The organism is Phaeobacter sp. CAU 1743 (assembly GCF_039839315.1).
Lineage (GTDB): Bacteria > Pseudomonadota > Alphaproteobacteria > Rhodobacterales > Rhodobacteraceae > Phycobacter > Phycobacter gallaeciensis_A.
Genome location: NZ_JBDOQR010000047.1, coordinates 1 through 22592, shown reverse-complemented (window position 1 = coordinate 22592; position 22592 = coordinate 1). Strand labels below are relative to the sequence as shown.

The 22592-nt window shown below is 58.3% G+C and carries 27 protein-coding genes and 1 pseudogene; 7 read left to right on the top strand and 21 right to left on the bottom strand.

The features are described 5' to 3' along the window. Nucleotides 1–51: 51 nt before the first annotated feature. The 17 genes from AAFO90_RS16945 to AAFO90_RS16865 all read right to left on the bottom strand — a co-directional run bounded on the left by AAFO90_RS16945 (nucleotide 52) and on the right by AAFO90_RS16865 (nucleotide 16704). A complete protein-coding gene (locus AAFO90_RS16945) occupies nucleotides 52–2181 on the bottom strand; it encodes a head maturation protease, ClpP-related (protein WP_347510108.1) in 2130 nt (709 codons plus the stop codon). Then, nucleotides 2174–3592: a phage portal protein gene (locus AAFO90_RS16940; protein ID WP_347510107.1), complete on the bottom strand. Its 1419-nt coding sequence runs from the start codon at nucleotides 3590–3592 to the stop codon at nucleotides 2174–2176. The genes AAFO90_RS16945 and AAFO90_RS16940 overlap by 8 nt, the downstream gene beginning before the upstream one ends. Before the next feature lie 57 nt (nucleotides 3593–3649). After that, the gene (locus tag AAFO90_RS16935; protein ID WP_347510106.1) at nucleotides 3650–3859 is read right to left on the bottom strand and encodes a hypothetical protein; all 210 of its coding nucleotides are present in this window, start codon (nucleotides 3857–3859) and stop codon (nucleotides 3650–3652) included. Beyond that, entirely contained in the window at nucleotides 3856–5949 is a 2094-nt protein-coding gene (locus AAFO90_RS16930) for a terminase gpA endonuclease subunit (protein WP_347510105.1), read from the bottom strand. Before AAFO90_RS16930 ends, AAFO90_RS16935 begins: the two co-directional genes overlap by 4 nt. Further along, nucleotides 5946–6521, bottom strand: coding sequence for a terminase small subunit (locus AAFO90_RS16925; RefSeq protein WP_347510104.1), 576 nt, complete (start codon nucleotides 6519–6521; stop codon nucleotides 5946–5948). The genes AAFO90_RS16930 and AAFO90_RS16925 overlap by 4 nt, the downstream gene beginning before the upstream one ends. A 210-nt stretch (nucleotides 6522–6731) precedes the next feature. Next, nucleotides 6732–7442 carry a hypothetical protein gene (locus tag AAFO90_RS16920; RefSeq protein WP_347510103.1) on the bottom strand — a complete coding sequence of 237 codons (711 nt, stop codon included), beginning with the start codon at nucleotides 7440–7442 and terminating at the stop codon, nucleotides 6732–6734. Between the two features lie 13 nt (nucleotides 7443–7455). Continuing rightward, the gene (locus tag AAFO90_RS16915; protein ID WP_347510102.1) at nucleotides 7456–7644 is read right to left on the bottom strand and encodes a hypothetical protein; all 189 of its coding nucleotides are present in this window, start codon (nucleotides 7642–7644) and stop codon (nucleotides 7456–7458) included. 425 nt (nucleotides 7645–8069) lie between these two features. Next, entirely contained in the window at nucleotides 8070–8837 is a 768-nt protein-coding gene (locus tag AAFO90_RS16910) for a hypothetical protein (protein ID WP_347510101.1), read from the bottom strand. A 467-nt stretch (nucleotides 8838–9304) separates the two neighbouring features. After that, nucleotides 9305–11524: a phage/plasmid primase, P4 family gene (locus tag AAFO90_RS16905; RefSeq protein WP_347510100.1), complete on the bottom strand. Its 2220-nt coding sequence runs from the start codon at nucleotides 11522–11524 to the stop codon at nucleotides 9305–9307. An 11-nt stretch (nucleotides 11525–11535) separates the two neighbouring features. Then, nucleotides 11536–13023: a DNA cytosine methyltransferase gene (locus tag AAFO90_RS16900; RefSeq protein ID WP_347510099.1), complete on the bottom strand. Its 1488-nt coding sequence runs from the start codon at nucleotides 13021–13023 to the stop codon at nucleotides 11536–11538. Then, on the bottom strand, nucleotides 13020–13385 hold the full coding sequence (locus AAFO90_RS16895) for a hypothetical protein (protein WP_347510098.1): 366 nt from the start codon (nucleotides 13383–13385) through the stop codon (nucleotides 13020–13022). Before AAFO90_RS16895 ends, AAFO90_RS16900 begins: the two co-directional genes overlap by 4 nt. Continuing rightward, nucleotides 13378–14526, bottom strand: a complete 1149-nt coding sequence (locus AAFO90_RS16890; protein WP_347510097.1) for a primase-helicase zinc-binding domain-containing protein — start codon at nucleotides 14524–14526, stop codon at nucleotides 13378–13380. Before AAFO90_RS16890 ends, AAFO90_RS16895 begins: the two co-directional genes overlap by 8 nt. Before the next feature lie 10 nt (nucleotides 14527–14536). Beyond that, on the bottom strand, nucleotides 14537–14833 hold the full coding sequence (locus AAFO90_RS16885) for a hypothetical protein (RefSeq protein ID WP_347510096.1): 297 nt from the start codon (nucleotides 14831–14833) through the stop codon (nucleotides 14537–14539). After that, nucleotides 14833–15381 carry a hypothetical protein gene (locus tag AAFO90_RS16880; protein ID WP_347510095.1) on the bottom strand — a complete coding sequence of 183 codons (549 nt, stop codon included), beginning with the start codon at nucleotides 15379–15381 and terminating at the stop codon, nucleotides 14833–14835. Before AAFO90_RS16880 ends, AAFO90_RS16885 begins: the two co-directional genes overlap by 1 nt. Further along, complete coding sequence (locus AAFO90_RS16875; protein ID WP_347510094.1) at nucleotides 15378–15695, bottom strand: hypothetical protein; 318 nt, start codon at nucleotides 15693–15695, stop codon at nucleotides 15378–15380. The genes AAFO90_RS16880 and AAFO90_RS16875 overlap by 4 nt, the downstream gene beginning before the upstream one ends. After that, complete coding sequence (locus AAFO90_RS16870) at nucleotides 15692–15952, bottom strand: hypothetical protein (RefSeq protein WP_347510093.1); 261 nt, start codon at nucleotides 15950–15952, stop codon at nucleotides 15692–15694. The genes AAFO90_RS16875 and AAFO90_RS16870 overlap by 4 nt, the downstream gene beginning before the upstream one ends. 26 nt (nucleotides 15953–15978) lie before the next feature. Continuing rightward, nucleotides 15979–16704: a hypothetical protein gene (locus AAFO90_RS16865; protein ID WP_347510092.1), complete on the bottom strand. Its 726-nt coding sequence runs from the start codon at nucleotides 16702–16704 to the stop codon at nucleotides 15979–15981. A 224-nt stretch (nucleotides 16705–16928) separates the two neighbouring features. Between AAFO90_RS16865 and AAFO90_RS16860 the strand changes: the two genes are divergently transcribed. Then, nucleotides 16929–17267 carry a hypothetical protein gene (locus AAFO90_RS16860; RefSeq protein ID WP_347510091.1) on the top strand — a complete coding sequence of 113 codons (339 nt, stop codon included), beginning with the start codon at nucleotides 16929–16931 and terminating at the stop codon, nucleotides 17265–17267. A 68-nt stretch (nucleotides 17268–17335) separates the two neighbouring features. Here AAFO90_RS16860 and AAFO90_RS16855 read toward each other — a convergent pair whose 3' ends face one another. From AAFO90_RS16855 to AAFO90_RS16845, 3 genes are all read right to left on the bottom strand, one after another. After that, entirely contained in the window at nucleotides 17336–17635 is a 300-nt protein-coding gene (locus tag AAFO90_RS16855; RefSeq protein ID WP_347510090.1) for a hypothetical protein, read from the bottom strand. A gap of 176 nt (nucleotides 17636–17811) precedes the next feature. Next, nucleotides 17812–18036, bottom strand: a complete 225-nt coding sequence (locus AAFO90_RS16850) for a hypothetical protein (RefSeq protein WP_347510089.1) — start codon at nucleotides 18034–18036, stop codon at nucleotides 17812–17814. Nucleotides 18037–18350: 314 nt separating this feature from the next. Beyond that, nucleotides 18351–18536, bottom strand: coding sequence for a hypothetical protein (locus tag AAFO90_RS16845; protein ID WP_347510088.1), 186 nt, complete (start codon nucleotides 18534–18536; stop codon nucleotides 18351–18353). A gap of 161 nt (nucleotides 18537–18697) precedes the next feature. Here AAFO90_RS16845 and AAFO90_RS16840 point away from each other — a divergent pair, with 161 nt between their 5' ends. The 6 genes from AAFO90_RS16840 to AAFO90_RS16815 all read left to right on the top strand — a co-directional run bounded on the left by AAFO90_RS16840 (nucleotide 18698) and on the right by AAFO90_RS16815 (nucleotide 21976). Next, the gene (locus tag AAFO90_RS16840) at nucleotides 18698–19075 is read left to right on the top strand and encodes a hypothetical protein (protein WP_347510087.1); all 378 of its coding nucleotides are present in this window, start codon (nucleotides 18698–18700) and stop codon (nucleotides 19073–19075) included. After that, nucleotides 19072–19815 (top strand): phosphoadenosine phosphosulfate reductase family protein, encoded by a 744-nt coding sequence (locus AAFO90_RS16835; RefSeq protein ID WP_347510086.1) that lies wholly within the window; start codon nucleotides 19072–19074, stop codon nucleotides 19813–19815. Before AAFO90_RS16840 ends, AAFO90_RS16835 begins: the two co-directional genes overlap by 4 nt. After that, complete coding sequence (locus AAFO90_RS16830; protein WP_347510085.1) at nucleotides 19812–20087, top strand: hypothetical protein; 276 nt, start codon at nucleotides 19812–19814, stop codon at nucleotides 20085–20087. Before AAFO90_RS16835 ends, AAFO90_RS16830 begins: the two co-directional genes overlap by 4 nt. Nucleotides 20088–20497: 410 nt before the next feature. Then, nucleotides 20498–20638 (top strand): hypothetical protein, encoded by a 141-nt coding sequence (locus tag AAFO90_RS16825; RefSeq protein ID WP_224826257.1) that lies wholly within the window; start codon nucleotides 20498–20500, stop codon nucleotides 20636–20638. Then, nucleotides 20620–20766: a hypothetical protein gene (locus AAFO90_RS16820; protein WP_347510084.1), complete on the top strand. Its 147-nt coding sequence runs from the start codon at nucleotides 20620–20622 to the stop codon at nucleotides 20764–20766. The genes AAFO90_RS16825 and AAFO90_RS16820 overlap by 19 nt, the downstream gene beginning before the upstream one ends. A 226-nt stretch (nucleotides 20767–20992) precedes the next feature. After that, entirely contained in the window at nucleotides 20993–21976 is a 984-nt protein-coding gene (locus tag AAFO90_RS16815; protein ID WP_347510083.1) for a tyrosine-type recombinase/integrase, read from the top strand. 525 nt (nucleotides 21977–22501) lie between these two features. On the opposite strand, the pseudogene AAFO90_RS16810 reads toward AAFO90_RS16815, so the two are convergent. Further along, nucleotides 22502–22592: pseudogene (locus AAFO90_RS16810) on the bottom strand (IS5/IS1182 family transposase); the annotation flags it as partial.

The window sequence follows — 22592 nt, the reverse complement described above, 5'->3', positions numbered from 1 at the left end:
TCTTCGTAATCACGCGCCGAGGGCGGCGCGCAGCTTCATTTCAGGCTGGGATTACGAGCCCGCGTTCTTGTAGCCGTAGCGGCTGTCCTGGGCGCCAACGCCAAAGTCATGCTCAACCGACACGGCCATACCCTGACGGCCAAAGGGTTCGTCGGTGCGCAGACGCGGACCCTCCGCCCCTTCCAGGAAGCCATGGACCCAGTTCGAGCCACCTGCGGTGCCCGGAGCAGTCAGCAGATACCACGCGTTGGTCGTGATGCGCGGGGTCTGAACATGGGTGAAATCACCGGCGAACGGGTTCACGTCGCTGGATTTCGCGGGCGTGACTTCTGCAATCAGCTGCTTTGCGGCAAGCGTTTGCTTCGCACCGGTCAGGATGATGGACGGGATGATACCCAGTTCATCGCCATCAAGACCCTTTTGCACGGCCATGGCCTGCATACCCTTGTCCACGGTCGCCACCGAGATGGCACCAGCGGAAGTGGCCAGGTTACCATGGTCCGCGTGGAACATCGCCGTGCCGCTGGCCATGTTTGCAGCCAGAGCGAAGGCATAGAAGGTCTTGTCCTCGAACTGCGCAACGCGTTGGCCGTAGTTCGACAGAACACGGTCGATCGCGCCCAAGTCATCGTTGATCATCATCTGGCGAGAGATGGTAATTTGACGGCCATAGCTGGACAGGATGGCGGTTTCCTTGCTTTCGCTGAACGTGCCATGCTTGATTTCGCCGTTTTCACCGATTTTCTGCAGTTCCGGGAAATCACCGGCACGGATCAGAGGCACTTCCCGGAAATCGCGGAAATCCAGACGCTCCGAAATCAAGTGATAGGTCGGCTGCTGCGCCTCATAGGAGGCCAGAAGACGCTTGTGCAGAGCGTTCTCGAAGATCGACGGGAAGTCGGATGTCGAATGCGCCGCAGCCTCGAAAACCGCGATGCGTTCGCCAGCGGTGCGCGTCGGGCCGGTATGGCCGATGGCATGCGCCGCCATTTCCACCAGCGACATGTTCATGAACTGACGGGCAGGCCCGTTCACATCGCGGTCACGGCCCATCTGCGCGACCAGCGCGCCGGTCAGGCCCGCCCGCATGGTTTCGCGTTCATCGCGAATGATCGCAGTCCGGGCCGGACCGCGACGTGTCGAAGTGCTCATCGGGTTTTCTCCTTGTACTTCTTTCGCCAGGTGAGCCGCAGCTTGGGTCGCGGTCATGCCCTTGGCGATCATGTGTTGCGCCACCGCTGCCGGAAGGCCGAACGATGCCGTCATGCCAATCAGTGATGCCGCCGTGGCCGGGCTGTCGTCATCGTCATCATCCGACGCGCCATCATCAACGGTGTCATCACCGTCCGCGCCGGTCATCGCGTCATCGTCGCCGCCCGCACCGGTGTCGTCATCCGCTCCTTCCAGAGTGTCATCGCCGGTTGCTGAGACGATGGTGTCGTCGTCATCCCCCGCCTTGATGGTATCGTCACCGGCGCGCATGACGCCTTTCTTTGCAGTTGGTTTTTTCGCCATGGTCTGGCTCCTTTGCTGCGCGGGCATGCCCGCAATCATGGCCACCAGGGCCGGTTGAGAAATCTTGGATTTGAAGCGGCGCGCTGCAGCTTTCATCGAGGCGGGCGCATTGCTGTAGAGCGAGTAATCGAACGCCACCGACTCTGCGTCGGTATCGGGGTCTTGGGCGAGTTCCGTGACAAAGCCCTTTTCCAGAGCTTCATCGCCATCCATCCAAGTTTCGGCGCGCATGATGTCCCGCGCCGCATCCTCGGATAGGCCGGTGCGGCGCGCATAAAGCTTTGCCATGTTGCGCGCGGCTTTGCCCAAACCGTCTGCAACGCGGCGGTGTTCATCTTCGGTGCCGCGGCCTTCGATGAACCACTGTGCGGGGTCGTGAACCATCATCATGGCTCCGTCGCCCATGACGATGTCGTCACCAGCCAAGGCGATAACGCTTGCGATCGATGCGGCAACGCCTTGGATGATGACCCGCTTGTGGCCGGTATGGGCGCGCAGAAGGTTGTAGATGGTGACGCCTTCATGAACCAAGCCGCCACCCGAGTTCAGATAGATGGTGATGTCACCTTCCGCGCCGTCCAAAAACTCTGAGACATCCGAGGCACCAAAGCTCTCTTCGCCCCAAAAGTCTCGGCCCACGGTGCCGTAGAGATACAGTTCATTCATTGTTTTCAAGCTCCTGTTTTTCGCCCGCAACAGGTGGGGCGGGTTTGGCGTGGTAGCGACCATCGCTGTCGTAAATCAGGCCATCGGTATCGGCCTGTTTTTGGTCTTCGACCTGTTCCTGATGGATTTGATCCGGGTCGCGTCCGAGAGATGTCACCGCACGTTGGCGGCTGTTGAGACCGGCCCGCACCTCTTCAACAAGAGGCGGAATTTCCTTGGCCGGATCGATCAGGATCCGCGCCGGCGGAACCCAATCGACATTCGCTGCAAGGATCTCTTCAGCACGATGCAGAAAGGCGGGTTCCAACGCCCATGACTGCAGGAACAAGCGACCCAACGGGGCAAGAAACTGTGCGATCAGGATCAGCCACTGCCAGGATTCGACGTTTCGATCCATCTCCATCCGGCCCATCTTGGCCGAAGAGAAATTGACTTTGCTCAGATCACCGGAACAGGCCTCATACGTGATGCCCATCCCCTTGGCGATACGGCGCAGCTGGCCGCGGGTGAATTCGTCATAGCCATCAACGCCAGGCGGTGAAGCAAATTCATATCCGTCTTCCCCAGACACATCGACGATCGCGCCGGGTGACAATGTCGCTGGCACCTGATCGTTCTTGTTTGTGGTGTGGCGAAACACGGTGAAGCAAGCCGCGATTTTCTGACGGACCAGCTGGGCGTCCTCATAATCAGCCAGGTCCTGCAGCGGCAAAGCAACCGGCGCAAACCACGAAACACCGCGTTCTTGGCCCGGCCGATCCTGTCGATAAAGGTGCAGCACAAATTGGGCCGGAACACGGCGCGAAACCGCGCGACCCTTCCACGCTATCCACCCTTGGGCGCCGGGGTGTTCATCGAAAAGGTGATAAGCGACACGGTGCCCATCGGCATCGTACTCGATGCCATCCTGAACATAGCCACCCTCTGTGCCTGCACGAAACGCGGCGTCGTCCAGATGGTCGATTTCCAGAACTTCAAGCTTGGGATAGCTGCCATTTGCGCCGGGGTGCAGGATCACCAAGACTTCGCCATCTGTGACGATGGCCGCATCCACCAGTCTTTGAAGGCCTGCCAGAGTTTCCCGGCCACGCCAGTCAATGGCATGCGATTTCAGGAACCGTTCCAGCCGCTCTTTGCCAGCCTTCAGAAGTGCATCATCTTTGATGTTTTCCAATTTGGGCATGATGCCCTTGCCAACCGTGTGAGATACGATGGTCTGCACAACGCCGGTCGCGATCGGGTTGTTGCGCACCATGTCGCGCGAGATGAACGACAGCCGTGCCCGGCGACCACCCGCCGCGTTGGCATCGCCCCGTGATTTTCGCCAGGACCCCGTGCGTCCGCCCGTGCTGGCAGCATCGTAATAGGCCGTCATGTTGCGCAGCGCGACACGCGCTGACACGCGTCTCATGGCCGCTTGCGGAGATACGACCGCAAGCGCTTTGTCAGTCCAATGAAGTGTCACGTGTTAGAGACCCTTATCAAATGATGGGTAGTGGAAGCCGGTTGACGACGATCCGCCGGACTGGCTTGCCAGTTGGTCTTCCAGATCCCCGATGCGGCGGCGCAGCTCTTCGCCAGACGCGAAGGTTACTTTCTCGCCGCCTTGCTCAAGGCTGAGAACGCCCTTGGCGTACATTTCTTTCAAGGCGGCAAGCTGGGTCGCTACATCGCTCATAGCCAGTTCTCCCGTTTCGGAATCCATGAAGCTGTCGAAGGCTCAGGGGTGTTCTGAACCGGTGCTGTTTCCGCCTCTCCCACAAACCGTGCGAACGGATTGGATGGATCAAGGCGCGCCCAGTCTGGCGGCGCATCAAGGTTGATCCGCTCACCGCCGATGATGATGAACGTCGCGCGGGCCTGCACCAAATGATCAAGGCTTTCGTTCCGCACGAAGCCTGGGCGTTTATCCCATTTGCCGTTGTCATCTCGCCGTTCGGCGGTCAATTCAAGCAACTGATCCTTCGTCATCCAGTCGGGAATCGCACAGTAGTTTGGTCCGATCTCGGTCATCACCAAGCTTGCGGATACAGCGTCCTTCAAGCGATCCGTCGCCATGTTAAGAATGACGATGTCCTTTGCCACTCGACGGCGTTTTGACTTGCTGGACGCTGATTCCGGGCGCGCTTGCCAGACACGGTCGCGATGCTCGCCACCCCGCCCACGCGAGAGGTGCCAAAACGTGCCCTTGCCTTCGGCCCGGCGGCGGCGAAGGAACTTATAGGCGTTGTCAGTGGTCGCGCGTTCGCCCTGCATATCGACGGTCGCGGCAACGGCCCCCAACTCCCAATCCGAGCCATCGACACACCAGCGCATCGTTTCCAAGACATCCAGCACGGCCCAGTCGTCGGCGTACAATCCGGGTTTGAGAACCCGCTTCGCTGGGCCGTCTTGTCCATCCGGCGGGGTGTTCAAATCAAATCGGTCAATCGGCTGATGCCGACCGTCCAGCCCCCAAGCCGTGACGCCAACGCTGAAATAGGTTGCCTGTGTGTCCACAGAAATCGTGATGAAGCGCGTCCACTCAGGCGCGACGGCCTGACGTGATGGCGTGGCTTCCGCTTTCTTGCGCAGATCATCAATCGAGATTTCACCGCCACCGCCTGCGCGGGGCCGGTATGCCGTGCCGATCCGCGTATTCACTACCGACCGCAACTGGCTTTCATCGCCGGTGCTTTCAAATGCCCGTTCCGCTTGGCGCATTTTGACCACGATGTCGGCCCATGGCATGAACGCGGCTTGTGTCCCGTCTAGCCAATATCCCAGCATATCGGTTTCGATGACATCGCCGCTTTGAAGGGTGACTGGTTTGCCCTCGACGCCCATGTGATGCCAAATCGCTTCGGCCAGCATTTCCAGTTTGTGATCCGGCGAAATCAAATCCCGACAATTCGGGCATTGCATATTGGCAGCTTGACCTGCTTCCTGGTCATCCGCGCTATCGGGGACCATCAGCATGTCATAGTTCGGCACGAAGAGGGTTCCGCAGCAGGGACAAGGCCAGTAGAGACGCCCCTTGGTGGTGTTGGGGTAGTGCGAGAACACCCCGTATTTCACCTTCGGTGCGACATGGGGGTCAGCGCTAACCACGCTTTCATCCATTTCCGGCGCGCGTGGTGAACTTTCAACAACCACCATCCCGCGGGACCCGGCCATATAGGTGCGCGCCAGCATAAGGTTCAGAGGCTCACCTTCGCCATCGACATCGGGGCCATACTGGTCGAACTCTGTGCCCAGTGCTTTGCCCAAAGAACGCTCTTGCAGGCGTGATCCGCTGACAGGGTCCAACGTGATATGCGTTCCGCCCACGAAGATCTTACTGTCGATCGTGTCGGACCCCCGGCCACTGGCCCGCTTCGCAGCAAGGTCCGGTGAATTGCGCACGATGGGAGAGAACGTGTTGCGTTCATAACTGTCGCGGGTGGCGCGTTCATCGACGTAGAAACCGATCCGCGCCGGGTCACAAGTGATCGCATGAGCCAGGATGGCATTCAGCAACATCGTCTTGCCCGACCGTGATGGCCCGGCAAAAACCATCGCGCGATAATCGCGAGACGTTGCCATGTTCATCGGCTCGATCATGTATGGCACGGTGTCCCGGCGGAAACGCGTCCATGAATTGTTAATGTTGACCCGCATAGACGTTTCGGCCGCTTCAACCACAGATACTTTGCGCGGCGGGGCAAGTGATGGCAGCGCTTTGGCCAGTGCGTCCCGCGGATCACGATAGGGCGGCAGCGGCTGGAAATCATAACGACCGTAAGTCATGTCTCATTCACCAGCTGCGCGTTCATTTCAAGGTTCGGCGTGAAGCCCTTCCCGATGACGCTTTCTTCAAGTTCCTCAATCAAAGAACTCAGCATTTCTTCCATTGCGCGATCGACCTGCCGCGCCTGCGGAGCGGTCAGGCCCAGTTCGCGTTCGAGCCGATCCGACACACCCATGGCGCTGTTGCGCATTTTGACGAAGACCTGGTCGAATAACCTGTAAACGTCATCGATCTCGGTCAGGGTGCCGAGCATCCGCGCTGCCTCGGCGTGCTTCATTTTCGCCTCGGCCACCTCGCGCACCTGTTTCGGGGACAGGCCTTGGTCGGCCTGGTCAGGTTCAACCCCGAATAGCTGCCCTTGCAGACGCGCCAAATCTTGCGCCCTGTTTTTCTTCAACGTGTCCTGATGCTGCCGCCATGCGTAGCACCATGACAACCGCAGGACATATTCCCGGCCATTGCCGCCGCGGACAACACAAGGCATGCGCCCATCAGGCTGGGTGAGCCAGGACTTGACGGTATTGGTCGAGACCCCAAATACCGTCGCCAGCTCCGACATGTTCAGATCCATGTCATTGCCGTCTGGCAGCGGATGGTCTTGCAGCCACGCCGTAAGCCCCGGCCAATCCGCTTCACTCAGCATGGCAATCGTCTCAGTCATGGGCCGACCCCAAACGACAACAACAACCACAACCCAAGACGTTTCGGGAAACCGAAAAAATCCCACGAAACAGGGCGCAAATTACCCGTGTACGAAGGTTGTCAGGAAGGACCCGAGATATCATTTGCGGCTCGCCATTGCTCGATCCAGCCACATCCAGAATGACCCCGGAAAATGCTCATCCATGTATTCCGTCACGAACTCTTCATAGCCAAGGCGCTTGCGGTAGCGCGCTGCACTCGCGGTGAAGGCCAAGATCATTTTGAGGCGACCGTTCGACTGACGGGCAAAGACACCCGGAGCGAGACCATGACGCGGCACAAAGTAAGTCTCGCGCGACTTCTGGCGCGACCTGGATGCAGACGTGGTGTTCTGATGCCGATCACGTTGCGCGCCCAGTCCAGACAGCAGACGTTGGATTTGCGCTGAACTCAGGTTGCCTGCGCGATTAAGCTTTGCGTCATCGGCAGGAACGACAGTTTGCAGGACGCCATCGAACGCGACATGGCGCTGCAAAAGCTTTTCGATACCTGTCTGGGGGCGAACACCACCCTCTTCCTGAGTGAACAGATAGTGCCGTCCCGCGATACGATCCTTCGGCAGCACCTGCGCTTCAAGATTGTTCTTCTTGGCACCGATGGCCCGAAACGCATTGCGGGTGAAAGCGGTCGGATTGTCGAACACTTCATCCATGTGACCTTTCAGGCCACGCGCGGCACCCCAAGCGGTATCTGTCAAAGCACGGGCAGCGGCGTAAGGCGCTTGCTCAGTCTGAAGATGGGTCAAACCGCGCGTCAAATCGCTGTGATCCAAGGTGAGAGTTGGGCTCATTGTCGAATTCGACCTATGCCGCTAACCGCATGATGATTGCCACCAACCATGCGACAACAGATGCAACCAACCATACGAAGCCGAGGATTGCGCCACCAAAGTCATAGTCCCCACGTTGCTTATAAAGAGAAGCAGGGATCGCAGAAACAATGGTGATCGCCAAAGGCAGCATCCACCAATAAAAATTGAGTGTGAACGTCATCAAACTTTCCGGTTATCGCGTAGCTTCGCAGCACTGCCCCTATCCCGATAAGGGCAGCGCCACTTGCCTGCGGTATCAGCCGACTTACTGGCCCAGCGGTTATCTGGCTTCCGGTTTGACCCGGCGGGATGCCTCTCAGGTATTCTCTGCCCTGCTGGCTTTTGGGTGCGCCAGCTTCGACTGCAGTCATGTTTGAGGCCCGGACAGTTGCCTCCTATGTCCGCTGCAGCGGCCCGATGCCTTCTCCCCAGTGCCGTTCCCATCGGCTGTGCTACGGTTCGCATCGGGTGCGGCTTCATAGGTTTCACCGGGGAAGCCGCCCATAAGAAAGCGCCCGACAGTTTCCTGCGGGCGCATCTCGTGATGATAGCTATTTAGAATCATTCGGTGGTCCTTATGTCAACAACATTTTGTATCCCCGCTATTCAAATGCCCTGCATACGCCCCAGAGCGGCGCACAGGGCGTCCCGAAGGGCTTTTCGGTTTTTTCCAGTCACAGACCAGCCATGCGCCCCCAGAACGTCGCTCAGGGCGCGCTCCTTGATACACACGTCATCCACCAGCGTTCGCACCGTGATGATGCGCTTGTCGACATGGGCAAGAATGTCATCGGTGATGATGACGCGCTGCGCCCTGTCGGGGCCGACCCGCTTCATATCCTTGGCAATCACGCTGCCGATAGCGTCATGGAACATGGCCAGTCGTTCAGTGTCGCGGATATAGGCATCCATGAAGTCGACCCGGCCTTGACCACCAACCTGAACATCGAAAGCCTTGGAACACTTTACGCCTGCAGACTGCACCCGCTCATGCAGGGCACGATAGTCGCGGGCCGCGCCAACCTGTGCCGCCGTGAATGGCGCATCACCGCCCCGCCGCGTTGCCTGGTCTGCCATGGTGTCGAAGATGTCACGCGCCTGACCGGGACAGCCCGACCGATAGGGAACGTGCCGCCATTCACCTTGGCCGTCTTTCTCATGCCAATAGGCTTCACGGAACGGGGCAAGCGGGCCGCGCGCAGGGGCCGTGATAATCTCAGAACTGCAGCCATCCGGTGCCGTCCCCACATCCATTAGCCGCGCCCGTTCCTCTTGCGCCAACTCTTTACGGCAGTTCGGGCAGCAAAGATGAAAGGCCAGCTTGGCCCCTGTTTCATCCACACAGCACGTCTTTTCGACCCTCTTTAACTTCATGCCTGACCTCTATTTTCTAGATTTTGTTGTTTCGAATGAAGAGAAACCAAGATGTTGATTTCGAATGATGAATGGCGGGGCAGACGGGGCAGAACGCAAAAGAACGGGGCAGAACCCCACAACAATCGCTAGACCGGCAACCCACTGAAAACATGAGCGCAATCCGTCTGGCGGGGCGCGCGGGGCAGATAGGGCAGAAGGGCGCGACCTATACGCAAGACATCTCCCCCCCAGACCCCCCAGAATACGCGCGCGCACGTAACTCGGATTTTTCTGCCCCAAGCGCCCCAAACGCCCCGAAACAGCCACAAATCTCAGAAACCAAATATTTTTTCCCAACAGGTGGATTTGGGAATTGCGCCCCGATACGGGGCAGAAGTCGGAAAGCTGCCCCGATTTTCGAAGAATATAGTTGTAGGGGTGCGGGGTGCGGGCGGCGTCGGCTTGCGTATGTGCCGCCCGGCGGGTCACAGTGGGTAGCCCTCGGAGTGCGGCGAAGAACCGCTACTTCCATCTTTTCGCAACATTGGCAGGCCTTTGGGGTCGCGTGGCGCATCTGCCAGTCGGTTGCGCATATCGTCTGTCAAACGAATGCCAGAATAACCCCAAGTCCCATTCCGCTTGTGGCGCGTGTAGGACTTGCCTGTGGCCGGATGCATATACTTGCCGTTGCGCTCTTTCAGCTTGCGCTGCAGATTGCCTGGTTGCCATGCGTGGGCGGTGTTCTCTAGCAGGTAGAGGTAACAGGCGTCGACAAGGTCACGGGCGGCAAGGAAATCCGTCCCGCCATCAATCTCACAGCCAGTGGCAAGGAAGTCGCCCACCGGGTCACTGTCCTTGCGATATTCTTCTGTTGCCTCAAGAACCTGTGCTGGCTCTTGCAGCCCGCCTTCCAGATAATCCAGAAGACCTGCAATCATCCAATTCAGGATGCCCGACCGCTCTTCCTCGAAGAGTTTGTCGCCAAGCTTTTCATCCCGCTCATGTTCCGGGATCTGGACATCAAACGGAAACAACAGCGGACGCCGCCAGATACCGTCATCAGTGCCGCGTATTTCCAGCTTGTGGTTCCCGGTAAAGGTCAGCTTGAAATAGGGCGTGAAGGCGACAAAGTCGGAATGCAGGTTCCGCACCAGCATTTCATCGCCGCCGGTCATTTCCTTGACCTTCTGTTCCTGCAGGCGTTCGCCTTCTTCAGGTTCGTTGGTGATGGCCGCGCGCGCGCCAATCAAGCGCATCAGGTCCGGTGTGGCGTCTGATCCAGATTTACGGTTCTTGCCCGTCAAGCTTTCGATGCGGACCATGGTGGCATAATCGCCCAGCATGCGCCGCATCAAACCCGCCAGCAGCGATTTGCCGTTGGCGCCCATGCCATACATGTAGAGAAATTTCTGAATCGGTTCGCCGGTCATGCTCAAGCCAAACCAACGCTGAAGACAGGCCCGCATCGCCGGGTCGGGCTGCACCCGCTCTAAGAACGCATCAAACTTTGGGCATTTGGCGTCGGGCTCATACGCGGCCGGCATCATCTTGGTGATGTACTGTGGGCGATTCCTGCCTTCGATCGACACGACGCGCATGTGCTCTTCAATCTCGACTTCAGCGAAACACTTCAGGCTTGATCCCGTCGCACCCGCAACGCCAAAGTTTGGGTTATCCTTGCGGACAAATCTCAGAATTCCGGTTTCAGTGTTCACTGTCAGCGGATCGGCATCGAGGTCTTCAACGTCGCGGTGAAGGCTGGTCACAGCTTCCGCCAAAAGATTCTTAATGGCGTTGCTGTTGCCAGCTGATCTGGCGAAGGCCTTGTGGCGCTGCCTGGTCGACCCGCGCCCCCAGAGTTCAGAGTTCAACTTATCCTTTTCCGCCACCAGATTCTGGCGCTTCTCGATGCGCTCTTCATCGGATAGGTCGACAAATGTCTTGTCGAAATCCCGCAGGTCGACGCGAATGGTTTCCAGGCGGTCGACCCGGCGCTGTTCAGCCGAATTCAACTGAAGGTGGGGAATTTCCTTCTCGATGCGCTCATGAATCGTCTGCGCATGACGGCGCACGGCAATGCCGTCCGGGTCCAGTTTCCAGCGTTTGCCATCCCAGATGTGCCACCCGACGCGGGGCACAAACATCGCATCATCGCCGCAATAGAGCGCGAACCGCTGCCCATTGCCCGTATCATTCAAGGGCAGCTTGGCCCCATCCATTTCGGGCATCGGCAAATCCGGGGTGCGGGGTGGCGGACCACCATCGCCGTAAGACGGCCCGTCGAAGCGGCCATCATCAGGCGGCGTCAGACCATCGGCAGGGGTGACATCCTCAGCGGATTCGAACGATGAACGAACTTCAGACAGCCCATCGGGTTGCGCTTTAGGTTCTTCAGGAAGGGCTCGCAGCCCCTCTACCAGCGCATTCAAAAGAATTTTGCCAGCCTCTTCCCCGGCAATATCTGTAATTTCTTGTCTGATGTTCAATGCAGCACGAATGTCGTCAGGGCTACGAACCTCACGTTTTCCAACATGATTGGACGCCGAAACTATGCCCAAAGCTTCCATGCGTTCGACAAGACCTGCAGCCCGATTGTAGCCTATTGCCAGTTTTCGCTGAACAAGGCTGGTCGAGCATTTGCCTTCGGCCCAGACAAGCATGACCGCTTGTCTAAATTGCTCTTCCCGATCGATGTTGCCTGTCATCCTTGCCCCGTTCAGTTCTTATCGCCCGCCGCGACAGCGGCTTGGACACGGTCCAAGATCCACGCGACCACGGGCACGGCCATTGAATTGCCGTATGCTTTGTATTGGGGGCCGTCCGCTGCAGGCCGACCCCGGTATGTGATTTGACAATGATTGTCTTCGAAGCCCTGCAGCCGGGCGCATTCCACTGGTGTCAGGCGGCGAACAATCGGACCCGCCGTGACATAGCTGCGCGACGATCCGCCAGAGGCCGCGCGCAAGTTGGCCGTATCGTGCGGCCCTTCGGGCAATGCCCCCCCCTCGCGGCCTCTCAGATCAAAGGCAATGATCGGGTCCTGGTCGCCCTTGTCCGCATCGGCGGTCAGGGGCGGGAATACTTGCGAAGGCGCGCCAGCCTTGCCGCGCGTGTAGTGCGACGGCTTGAAGGCCACGGCCTGCGGCTGGGTGCGGGCTTCCAGCGTGAAGGCTGTGTCATCATCCCGAACACCTTTGCCATCTGGCCCGGCATCTGGGTTTTCGGACACGGCACGTTCCTGAATGGCCACAGCTGCATGACCGCCGCCGTTGGTGTGTGATCCGACATGGCCCATAGCGCGCAAAGGTGGCGCGTCCGTGTCGTGTTGAACCGCCGAGCCTTTGCAATCGAAGGCGACCATGTTCTGGGTTTCATCGCCCGCCGGTCCACCAAGCCCCTTGGCCCATTTCGCGGTCACGGTGCCCGCCACATCGCCATGGTGTCCCTGCACAGCAAGGGAATTTGGGTTCATTCCTGAGCCGCGGCGGCGACCAATGCCTGCATCAAGAGTTTGGGCAGGCTCTTCCCCCGTTTCTCGGCGCGGCGCAGAATTCCCCTGCAGGCCTTGGCGCTCAAATAGTATTTGCGCGGGATCGACCCGGTTTCCAAAGTCGATGACAACGAACACACGGCGGCGGCGTTGGGCCACTCCGAAATATTGAGCGTCCCGAACGATCCACGCGGCCCTTGCCCGTGGTCCGCCAACCATACCTGCACTTGGCCAGCTTCCAGCGATAGTGATGGGCTGTTTAGCTCCGACAATCGCGCCCAGGAAACATCCGAAGGCGTTGGACTTGTCGCTGAGGACGCCGGGGACGTTTTCCCAGAGGACAACAAGCTGTCCATCATGTCTAGCTGCGACGATGTCATGCACGATCTCCACAAATTTCAGGGTGAGGTTGCCGCGGTCATCATCAAGCCCGCGCCGCATGCCAGCGACCGAAAAGGCCTGACACGGCGTTCCCGCCACGATCAGTTCAGGTAGCGGCAGACCATGGGCGCGCCACAGATCGGGCGTGACGGTTTGCATGTCACCCCATAGCAGCGGTTCGCCTTGGTTCTGGGCGTCTGGGTCGCGGTAGCCGAACCGCTCTGCCAACACGGCGCGGGGGAACGGCTCAATCTCGGAAGCAAAGCGCCAGTCGACCCAAGGGGCCGCAGCTTCAGGGGCACCGATGCCGGAACAGAAGGTCGCGCCGATCATGCGCCCCCCTTCAGCGCCAATCGGGCGATGCGCTGCAACTCTCTGTAGGCGTCTCGCCAAAGCGGATCACGCCCATCCAAGAGCGAACTACCCGTAGGAAGCCCATTTTCGATTTCTTGAAGAGCAGCACGAAGTCGCTGCAGTTCTGAGTCTCTTTGACCAACGATATGGTCATGATAGCGTTTCAGGCTGTCATGAACGTCAGCGTCGATATATCGCTGCCAATCGCGGTCGCGCTCTTCGTCACCTTCCCATCGGGGCACCGTGGCAAACTCGGAACATACATAAATGCCAGAATGCTCAAACTCGCCAATGGCTGCGGCAAAGATTTCATCCGGGAATGGATAAGTGACATCAACCATCTTCACCCCCTTCACCTTCAGGGGCTGCACCCATCAGCACATCATTCAGGTCGACACCCTTACCCGCGTGAACGATCTTGCCTTCAAGGCCGGGATGCAGGGCCATGGCCCGGCGCAGCCCGCATTCCAGCTTGGCGCGGGTCATCGCCGGGTCGCTGTCGCCATCCATGATGAACACCAATCGCTTCACCCAGGGCGGCGGGACAAAGGCGTCGGAATCGCTCATGTCCGGCAGGCCGGAATAGCGCTGGCCTTTCACCTTCTGCATCCGGCCAGACATGTTCCCCAGATCCACACCGGCCCAATAGGCAGCATTCGGGAACGGGTCAGCGACCAGTGCTGTCAACGTGGTCTCGATCCCTTCGCCCATCACCAGCGTGTCAGCGCCTTCAGGCGTATGCAGGCGGATAGCGCCGGATTTCTTCGACCCGCGCACCAGCTTGGCGGGCAGGCTTTCGCCCTCATGTGAAATCTTGGCCTTGCCGTGGGGCGGGTTGATGTCGACCCATGTCTGATGCACCGCGGTCAACTCACCCGCCATGTTCAGAATGCCCGCAATCATGCAGGGGCCGCGATGCGCGGTGACGTATTCCCGGCCGATTTTCTTGACGTAGGGATGATCCACGATGAAGCGCAACGCGACCGGGATTTCCTGTGCGGGAAATAACATCGCGTCGATACCACGCGCATCCAAATATGCCTGCACAATGCCCAAATGGCCGGGCCGCGCTTTCTTCCAGATCTCACGGGCATCAGAGATAGCCTTGCGGCGGTAGCGCACCTGTGCCTCTTGCTGTTTCCGATCAGCTTCTGCCGCGCGCTTGCGCCGGCGGTCGATTTCCGCTTGATCCAGCTGCGCCGGTTTGTCACCGCAGAGCCACTGCAGCGCGCCTTTGAAATCCATGTTCAGGACGCCCATGGTCAACGCAATCTGGTCACCGCCGCGCAGGTCGCACTTGCGACACAGGAATGCCCCGCTGCGCAGATTGATGCCGAACCGATCACGCCCGCCGCAAAGGGGGCACGGGCCAATCAGTTCATTGGCCATCGGTTTCAGTCGCGCTATGCCAAGACGGTCGACCAGTTCCGTCATCGGAATGGCCTTTGCCTCGATCAGCCGTGGGTCATCTTGAAAATTCATCCCGACACCCTCAATAAACTTTGATCCGAGTGTCGCGCATGACAAACATGCGGCAGCGTTTTGCACGGGGATCTTCATACAAGGGCTGACATCCCCAAAGGCGGAAGAATGCAGCGATCTGACTGTCAGTCGGGCGCCACAAGGGCGAACCACGAGACAACGAAGCTTCGGTGTGTCCGTCTGGATTAAGAGTGATGATGAAACGGGTCGGACCAAACTGTCCAATCGTTACATCGCCACCGCCACTGTAGAATGGCAGCGTCTTGGGCTTGCTTTCAACAAACGGTTTAAGGGGCGTAGTATCCATCAGACCTCCCCACCCAGTTCTTTGAACCGCGACAGGAAACGGCCCTTGGCCTCAATCGGATGCCAAAACTTCAGAATGACATCGGCAGCATCCAGCGCCTGAACGGCAGGCCAAATGTCGGCATTGCGCATGGCTTGTGCCTGTTCTGCCTTCAGCATCTTCAGGTCAGCGTCTTTGACCGCCTGCGACATCGGCAGCGACAGGCCAAACCGACCCAGAACCGCGCGTTCGGCCATATCCTCGATGCGCTTGTAATCCGGCAGCAACCCCTTCAGCGGCTTGGATATGTCCCCGATGAAAGCTTCGGGGGCGTCATGCATCAGCGCCTCAAAGGCGAATTCAGGCGGCACAATGTAGCTGGCATGGATCGAATGTTCGGCAACGGAATAGAAGTTTCGGCACTGGCCCGTGAAGCGGCAGATGTTCGACAGACCGTGCGCAATATCCTCGATCGTGAAGTCGGACGATTCCGGGTCTTCAAAGTCGAAATATGCACCTGTGCGGCACAGTATAGTCGGCCCGACGATATGCTTTACCTTGGATGTCATGTGCGCTGCCCCTCTGATTTTGCTTGTTTCCACGCCTCAAACCGATGCGCTGCGGCCATGGCGAAATAGCGTTCCGTTTCCCAGCGAAGCCGGGTCATGGCGTTGTCCTGCGGTCTGCCGCGATCGGCATGGGCCAGCACATCAGCCGCGGCCTTCAGCTGCGCCATGGCTGATGCACAGTCCTCGCAATCCGGCAGCACATCGCGGATGATGCTGACCCACATCGGGAAATTCTCATTGCGAACGGTCATCATGCTCAGATGCGCACAGGCGGCGACCAGACAGCGTTCGGCAGAGGCGGTTCGATTGCTCATTGCAGGTCCGCCCGTTTCTGCCAGTCGAATTCAGGCTGTTCCTGAAGCTTCTGGGGAACCAGCGCCTGCGCAAACGCCAGCAATCTGTTCGCCGCTGCTGCAGGACTTCCATTCACAGTGGCCAGAAAGAATTCGACCTCAGAACAGCAAAACGGGATGGTTTCAGCGTGAACCAGTGCTGATCGCGCCAGGTCCAGTTGGTCCCGCAAACCAAAGGAACCACTTTTCGCCTTCATGGCGGCGGCGGTGGCGTTCAACCCGAATGCAACGACAGGGCTCTGGGTCACGCCGCGCCCCCGTCAAACAAGGGCGCAGGGGCCAGTTCGGTTTCGGCAATCGGATAGTCGCGGGCCTGTTCCAACCGGCTGCGACAAGGCGCAATCCAGTCAAAGGCGGTGCCGGTCGCCCCGTCCTTCAGCCAGACAATCCAGCAATAGCTGGTGGCGGATGATGCTTCCTTGTCCAACCGGCCCTTCACCAGCGGCACCCGTTCCACGAATTGCAAAACCAGCGCGGGCGGCGTGGGCGTGAACAGCGATCGATGGCGTTCCTTGCCTTCCAGAAAGGCGGTGCGGACAAAGACTGCGACCCCAACCTGGGCGCGCATCAGGGCTGTGCGGATAAACTCTTCGCCGATGCGAAAAGGCGGGTTGGTGATGATCCAGTCCACCGCGTCTTTCTCGCCTGTGAATTCTGGGGGCGTGGGCATGAACCGTGACGGGTGATCCCACGAACACAGGAAATCGCAGACATCATCCTGCGCCGGGAAGGCGTCGGTGTAGTCATGCACATCACTGGCGTAGACCCGGTCGAAATACTCACCCAACGGGCGGGCCATATGGCCTTCACCGCAGGCCGGTTCCCAGACATGCAGCAGGTGCAGCGGTGACAGCGCCATGAGCCGTTCGCACAGTGCGCGCGTGGCCCAAGGCGGTGTCGGGAAATAATCTAGGCTGTCATGGGGTTCATGACGGCGCTGCATCACAGCGGTGGAACGGTTCGCGCTCATGATGCCCCCCCCCGGACGACCGGAAAAATGCGGGCGACACCGGCATGATGCCGCCCGCAGTCCAACAGGGAGGTAAAGGGGGCACTCGGATGCGGACGGCCACGCCCCCTTGCGGTATGGCCAAACCCCGCGCGAAACGCGCCGGTGCCCGCAGGTCTCGGATGCTGACATCCCCGCAAGCGCACTCTATGGTGGCGGGAATTTCGCAGAATGGGGGATTGCAGATGAAGAGATTGATTTTTGCGCTGGCCATGCTGCCGGGTGCGGCGATGGCTGAAGAGCCCGCTTCGCTTGATGATGTATTGGGGCAGTTGAACGGGACGTTGGTTACCGGCGAAGGAACCATCACCTACCATTTCAAAGATGAAATTCGATTTATGGTTTCCCGCGATCAGCAATTTGATGTGGCCCCAAACGTGCCCTTCGACACGCTTGTTCGCCTTGAACAATGCAAATCCAGCTACAATGCCGACAGTGGATGTCGCGCCAAAGTCACCGGCCATTTGCGCATGAGGCTTGGCCTGCTGCAAATTGTGGCGACCGACATTACCTTCCTCGACTGAAGCCGGTCGGACAAAAGCCCGGACTTTTGTCCGGTTCAGAGAAAAAAAAGAGCGCCACGCCATAGCCATCACTCCGCCGCGAACAACATGCGCGGCGCGGCCACGGGATGTTCATTGACCGCGATGGCGACATGTCCACCATTGGCGCCGGTTTCACCTTTCCACCATTTGCGCGCGGTGCGCTCAGACACGCCAAACACCTGCTGCACATGGTTCAGGTTGCGATAGTTGGCCCGGATATAGGCCTGCCAGCGGTCGGGAAATTCACGGTGAACCCGGTGCGGGTCATAGACAGGAACCGAATCACCCCGTCCCAAAATCGCGTTGTGTGCGGCATGCGGGAAGCTGTCGGACTTTTGTGCGGACACATTTTCCGAACGGAACCCTTGCCCGGATCTTTGTCCGAAGTCCTGTCCGCCCTTTTGTTCGAACCTTTGTCCGCGCAAAAGTCCTCTGTCGGCCAACCCCTTGACCGTGTCAGCGTCTGGGTATGACGAACCATCGCTATACACGACGACAATTTGGGGCTGATCCGAACGCTCATTCATGCTGCATTTACCTCAGCAGGAATGTCTGGCCGGTTCGTTTCCATGTGATTGCGAACACGAATAACAACGCTTGTTGTTGCATCTCCCCCGCCGACCAGACGGTTGAAAAAATCCGCGTTGCCTGTCGCCCGTTTAGAAAGGGTCTTCAAATCGACACCAGTGTCATCGGAAAACTGCCGCATTTCTGCGATAAGGTCGTTGATGATCTTGCGCTCATGCATCTTGCGCCCTTAGCAATTGGTAATTTATTACCCACTAATCGGGTAATTTATATCCGTTGTCAAGCATCCTGTGACGCATGAGAATTGGCACATGACTTTAACGGACCAATTTCGCGCCAATTTGCGGGCTGCACTTGATGAAAAGGGGGCACCATCCGCCCGCGCCCTGTCGCTTGCAGCAGGCGGCAGCGAAAGCATGGTCCGGCAAATTCTCAGCGGCGCTTCAAAGAGTCCAAGGCTCGAAACCATCGAGGACCTAGCGGAAGCGCTTGGCCGAACCCCTCAAAGCCTCATTTTCGGTGACACAAGGCCAGTTATCGAGGAACGCCTACTTGCTGCTTTCCGGTCTTTACCTGCTGATCGTCGCCTTGATTGGCTTGAACGCGCCGAACAAGCGCTTGACCGTCAGAGCAAATCAGACTGAAAGCCAGATCAATCAGTTCGGCATCATTCAGCAGCGAAATTGCCGCCTGGAACTTCTTTTCTTCCACCTCAGACATAGAACATCCTTTCACTAAATTCGCACAACCTGTGCGGGACGTTCATTGCGGCTCGCTCTCGCGTAGATTCGCAATGTGGATCGCGCCATTGGTAATAAATTATCTATTCGGTTGACAATTGGTAATCTTTTACCCTATGCCTTCTCAAAAAGGAGGCTTCCATGCAGCAAGACCTACGTACCATCGCAGCCGCGCCCCCGGTTCAGCCACTCACTCCGTGTGAACTGGTGACCGATGAAAACCTGCGCATGCTGGCCAAGGGAGAACCAGACTGGCAGCGCGGTGTTATCTCCGAAGAATTCCAGTCGATGCTGGTCATGGTGCTGCCTGACATCTGCGGCGAATTGATGGCCTACCGGACTGCAGCACGTCTTGACCCAGCCCTGCCAGCCACGGGCGTCGATGATGACCCCGTCGAACGCATCGAGGGCCTGACCCAACACGCCTGTGATGAACTGGCCGAAGCCAATGTGCGCATGGCCACCTTGGAAGAACGCACAGCAGAAATCCTGTCACATCTGAAGGGGGCTGCAGCATGATCCCGGCACAGGTGTCAGAGATGATCGAGCGCGGCGCTCTCTTTGTTGTGAACCACTCTGCAGGCAAAGACAGTCAAGCGATGCTTGTGCGCCTGAAGCAAGCGGGCATCCCCGACAATCAGATGCTGATTGTGCATGCAGACCTGGGCGATGTGGAATGGGATGGCAACCTTGACCACATCCGTGCGACGGCGGGCAATGTCCCAATTATCACAGCGGTCGCCAAAACCAGCTTCTTTGAAATGGTCGAACGGCGCGGCATGTTCCCAAGCCCGGCAAACCGGCAATGCACTTCCGATTTGAAGCGTGGACCGATTGAACGTGAAGTGCGGCGCTATCTGAAGGCACACCCAGAATTCGGTGGTCTGGTGGTGAACTGCATGGGCATGCGCGCCCAAGAAAGCGCCTCACGAGCGAAAAAGACCGTGTTCCAGTTCTCACAACGCAATTCGAAGGCTGGGCGGGAATGGTATGATTGGCTTCCCATCCATGATCTGACCGAAAGCGAAGTCTTTCAGGTGATCCGGGACGCCGGACAGGAACCACATTGGGCTTATGCTGCGGGCATGACCCGACTGTCATGCTGTTTTTGCATCATGGCATCTGCAGCTGACCTACGCACCGCCGCGCAGCTGAAGCCAGACCTTTATCGCCGCTACGTCGAAGCCGAACGGCATTATGGCCACACCCTTTCGATGTCGCGGAAAACCCTTGAAGAAATCACGGGGGTGGCGGCATGACACACGATGTCGACATCCCCCGCATTCAGGCCGCGCTGACTCTGCTTAGCGATGTCAGCCCTGAAGCGCGGTTGCTTCAACTGGAAAACCTGTGTGTCAACAACGGCTCTTGGTCAATTCCAAAGAACCACAGCGACTACAGCCCCGTGCTGTATGAAATATCGCTCTTTGGCGTCCCCGCCATTGCCGATGACATCGAGCGCTTGCCCGACAACTGGATGCGCGCTGCGCGCAACATCCTGCGGGGCCTTCCGGCAAGGGATGCGGCCTGATGTTTGCAACTCGAAAACCGACCCCGTTGAACACTGCCTGTGATTCTGCCTCCGGGGTCGGGCAACCTGCCGGGGGCGTGGCATCCCACGTCCCCGGATTTTTCAGAACACTTTGCCGCGGGCTGTTGGGGCCAGCCCGGACCGGGGCGCGCACGGATGCCATCACTCACGAAAACAAAATACCGTGCGCGCCCAGATTGGTGGTGGACAACACCGCCAGTTTCGATTGCCCCGAATGGCCCAGCTGCGGATGTCCGGGCGGGACCATGCGCCCAGAATGTCCTGGTCTGAAGGAATGGCGCGATGCCCAATAAGTTCTTGCACAGCAACGGTTTCAACTGCCCCGCATGCCAGCTGCGCCGGGAAACCGCTCTGCTGGATTTTCGTTCGGGCGGCAGAGGGGTGCGGACATGACCTGCAACCTTTGCGACGGCACAGGCCGCATTGCCCGCGACACCGCTGACATCATCGCGGATGCCGTAGCCGACGCCGCCCGCTTCCATTGGAAAACATCGATCAAGAAGGAAGACACATGCAACGCTTCATCGTGAAAGTCATCGTGTCTGGTGTTGGCCAGGTCCAGCACGTCACACGGGCCAAGTCCAAGAAAGACGCAGAAGCGCGCATCGCTCAGGCCTACCCGAACCGTGAACTGCAATTCGTATCTGTGACCAGCTGACCATGCCAGAAGCCGCCGCCAAAAACGCCAGCACGTCCGCGCCATCTTGGGCAATGCGGCCACTGACTATCGTTCAGGCCGCAGATGCGCTAGGAATATCGCGCAGCACACTGGATCAAGCGTTGAAAGGATCTGAAGTCAGGGCAGGCATCCACTACGAGTTGCGCGGCAACAGGAAGGTTTTCTACCGAGAAAATATCTTCCAGATGCGAAAGGTTTTGACGGAATGCGCTTGCAGATCAAATGGAACAACGGATGGGCCTATGCCCACGGCACCGGCCCCGATGGCAAACGAATCCGACGCGCTCTTAAGACTCAGGACGCTCGCCGCGCAGAAGAACTCCGCGCGAACCTAGAAGCCAAGCTTTGGGCAGTCGACCTGTATGGCCCGCAATCTGTTGTCACATTCGACCAAGCGGCGCTTGCCTATGCGGAAGACGATGGCGACACCCGCTTTCTGGTGAAGATGACGGAACAGTTGGCTGGAACCCTACTGCGGGAAATAACACCGCGCGTGGTTCGGGACGCAGCGAAGAAAGCCTACCCAACAGCTTCAAACGCAACCCGCAACCGCCAGGGCATCACGCCGGTGCGCGCCGTTATCAATTACGCCCATGACCAAGGCTGGTGTGCGCCGATCAAAGTGCGCGCCTTCCCCGTCGAAAAACCAAAACGCAAAGCGGTCGGGCACGAATACCTTGCATCCCTTCAGCCACATCTGCCGGTCAATATGTTCGCGCTGATGCTGTTCCTGAACACGACCGGGCGCAGGGTGGGTGATGCAGTGTCACTCACACCTGAAGACATCGACCTGGATGGCGCAACGGCGCACATTCAGAAGACAAAGAATGGGGAAGCCGCAGTCGCACATCTGGTGCCAATGCTGTTGGACATACTGCGCGAAATTATGCCCGACGATTCTGACGCGCCGGTCTTCGGATACAGCGACCGGCGCAGTATCTATGGCACTTTGAAACGCGCCTGCAAAAAGGCGGGGGTTGAATACCTAGGAACGCATCAGCCCGGCCGGCACAGCTTCGCCACGGCGCTCGAACGTGAAGGATGGTCAGCGCGATCGATTGCGGATGCTGGAGGGTGGAAATCGGTCCGCCTGGTGGATGAAACCTACATCCACACCAATGACCCAGCCGAACGGGCGACAGATGTCATTGGCAAAAAATTGGCAAACACAATTCGAAGAGTAAAATAAGTAACTGTTATAAATACATTATTTCGACAGGGCTTCGGCCCTGCTAAGGGAGTAGGCCCGGAAGGGTCTCGAGGGTTCGAATCCCTTCGTCTCCGCCACCCATGCTTTTTGCATAAGATTCAATGGCTTATGATTGGGTGACCACACACAAAACCACACACGCTGGACACACACGTTTCTTTCATGGGCTTGCTTATTTCTTGGCTGCCCCATTCATCCGTGTGCAGCAACAAAACCCAGCTCAAGTGACTCGCCTAAGTAGTCATCCACATACGCCCAAATCCCATGAGACGGCTCAAGACGACCGGCAGCGAACGATCCTTGCCATTGGTGGGCTACGGGCTGGAGGCCATGAGAGCGGCTCTCCGACAGTCTGGCGACGGGTGGCTATATCCTCGTTACATCCATGAGGATGGCTGCCGGGCAACACATGCATCCAATGCCTTAAACAAGTGGCTAAAGGCTAGATTTGATGGTCTGACTGCTCATAGCCTTAGAGTCTGATTCAAAACTTTTCGAGTGAATTCATTGTCTTGCGAGCATCCGCGTGACGCGGCGGATGTGTGCGATTGTGACCCAAGCTGCCGCGCTGGCGATGGATTTTTCCCAATCCTTC

Excerpts from the sequence above, each read along its gene's own strand:
- AAFO90_RS16875 (WP_347510094.1), bottom strand. The coding sequence starts at position 15,695 with ATGAGCAATCGAACCGCCTCTGCCGAACGCTGTCTGGTCGCCGCCTGT.
- AAFO90_RS16830 (WP_347510085.1), top strand. The coding sequence starts at position 19,812 with ATGACACACGATGTCGACATCCCCCGCATTCAGGCCGCGCTGACTCTG.
- AAFO90_RS16905 (WP_347510100.1), bottom strand. The coding sequence starts at position 11,524 with ATGACAGGCAACATCGATCGGGAAGAGCAATTTAGACAAGCGGTCATG.
- AAFO90_RS16910 (WP_347510101.1), bottom strand. The coding sequence starts at position 8,837 with ATGAAGTTAAAGAGGGTCGAAAAGACGTGCTGTGTGGATGAAACAGGG.
- AAFO90_RS16895 (WP_347510098.1), bottom strand. The coding sequence starts at position 13,385 with ATGGTTGATGTCACTTATCCATTCCCGGATGAAATCTTTGCCGCAGCC.
- AAFO90_RS16840 (WP_347510087.1), top strand. The coding sequence starts at position 18,698 with ATGCAGCAAGACCTACGTACCATCGCAGCCGCGCCCCCGGTTCAGCCA.
- AAFO90_RS16815 (WP_347510083.1), top strand. The coding sequence starts at position 20,993 with ATGCGCTTGCAGATCAAATGGAACAACGGATGGGCCTATGCCCACGGC.
- AAFO90_RS16825 (WP_224826257.1), top strand. The coding sequence starts at position 20,498 with ATGACCTGCAACCTTTGCGACGGCACAGGCCGCATTGCCCGCGACACC.
- AAFO90_RS16865 (WP_347510092.1), bottom strand. The coding sequence starts at position 16,704 with ATGAGCGCGAACCGTTCCACCGCTGTGATGCAGCGCCGTCATGAACCC.
- AAFO90_RS16925 (WP_347510104.1), bottom strand. The coding sequence starts at position 6,521 with ATGGATCTGAACATGTCGGAGCTGGCGACGGTATTTGGGGTCTCGACC.
- AAFO90_RS16915 (WP_347510102.1), bottom strand. The coding sequence starts at position 7,644 with ATGACGTTCACACTCAATTTTTATTGGTGGATGCTGCCTTTGGCGATC.
- AAFO90_RS16890 (WP_347510097.1), bottom strand. The coding sequence starts at position 14,526 with ATGAATTTTCAAGATGACCCACGGCTGATCGAGGCAAAGGCCATTCCG.
- AAFO90_RS16820 (WP_347510084.1), top strand. The coding sequence starts at position 20,620 with ATGCAACGCTTCATCGTGAAAGTCATCGTGTCTGGTGTTGGCCAGGTC.
- AAFO90_RS16880 (WP_347510095.1), bottom strand. The coding sequence starts at position 15,381 with ATGACATCCAAGGTAAAGCATATCGTCGGGCCGACTATACTGTGCCGC.
- AAFO90_RS16860 (WP_347510091.1), top strand. The coding sequence starts at position 16,929 with ATGAAGAGATTGATTTTTGCGCTGGCCATGCTGCCGGGTGCGGCGATG.
- AAFO90_RS16850 (WP_347510089.1), bottom strand. The coding sequence starts at position 18,036 with ATGCATGAGCGCAAGATCATCAACGACCTTATCGCAGAAATGCGGCAG.
- AAFO90_RS16945 (WP_347510108.1), bottom strand. The coding sequence starts at position 2,181 with ATGAATGAACTGTATCTCTACGGCACCGTGGGCCGAGACTTTTGGGGC.
- AAFO90_RS16835 (WP_347510086.1), top strand. The coding sequence starts at position 19,072 with ATGATCCCGGCACAGGTGTCAGAGATGATCGAGCGCGGCGCTCTCTTT.
- AAFO90_RS16900 (WP_347510099.1), bottom strand. The coding sequence starts at position 13,023 with ATGATCGGCGCGACCTTCTGTTCCGGCATCGGTGCCCCTGAAGCTGCG.
- AAFO90_RS16845 (WP_347510088.1), bottom strand. The coding sequence starts at position 18,536 with ATGTCTGAGGTGGAAGAAAAGAAGTTCCAGGCGGCAATTTCGCTGCTG.
- AAFO90_RS16935 (WP_347510106.1), bottom strand. The coding sequence starts at position 3,859 with ATGAGCGATGTAGCGACCCAGCTTGCCGCCTTGAAAGAAATGTACGCC.
- AAFO90_RS16920 (WP_347510103.1), bottom strand. The coding sequence starts at position 7,442 with ATGAGCCCAACTCTCACCTTGGATCACAGCGATTTGACGCGCGGTTTG.
- AAFO90_RS16930 (WP_347510105.1), bottom strand. The coding sequence starts at position 5,949 with ATGACTTACGGTCGTTATGATTTCCAGCCGCTGCCGCCCTATCGTGAT.
- AAFO90_RS16940 (WP_347510107.1), bottom strand. The coding sequence starts at position 3,592 with ATGAGACGCGTGTCAGCGCGTGTCGCGCTGCGCAACATGACGGCCTAT.
- AAFO90_RS16885 (WP_347510096.1), bottom strand. The coding sequence starts at position 14,833 with ATGGATACTACGCCCCTTAAACCGTTTGTTGAAAGCAAGCCCAAGACG.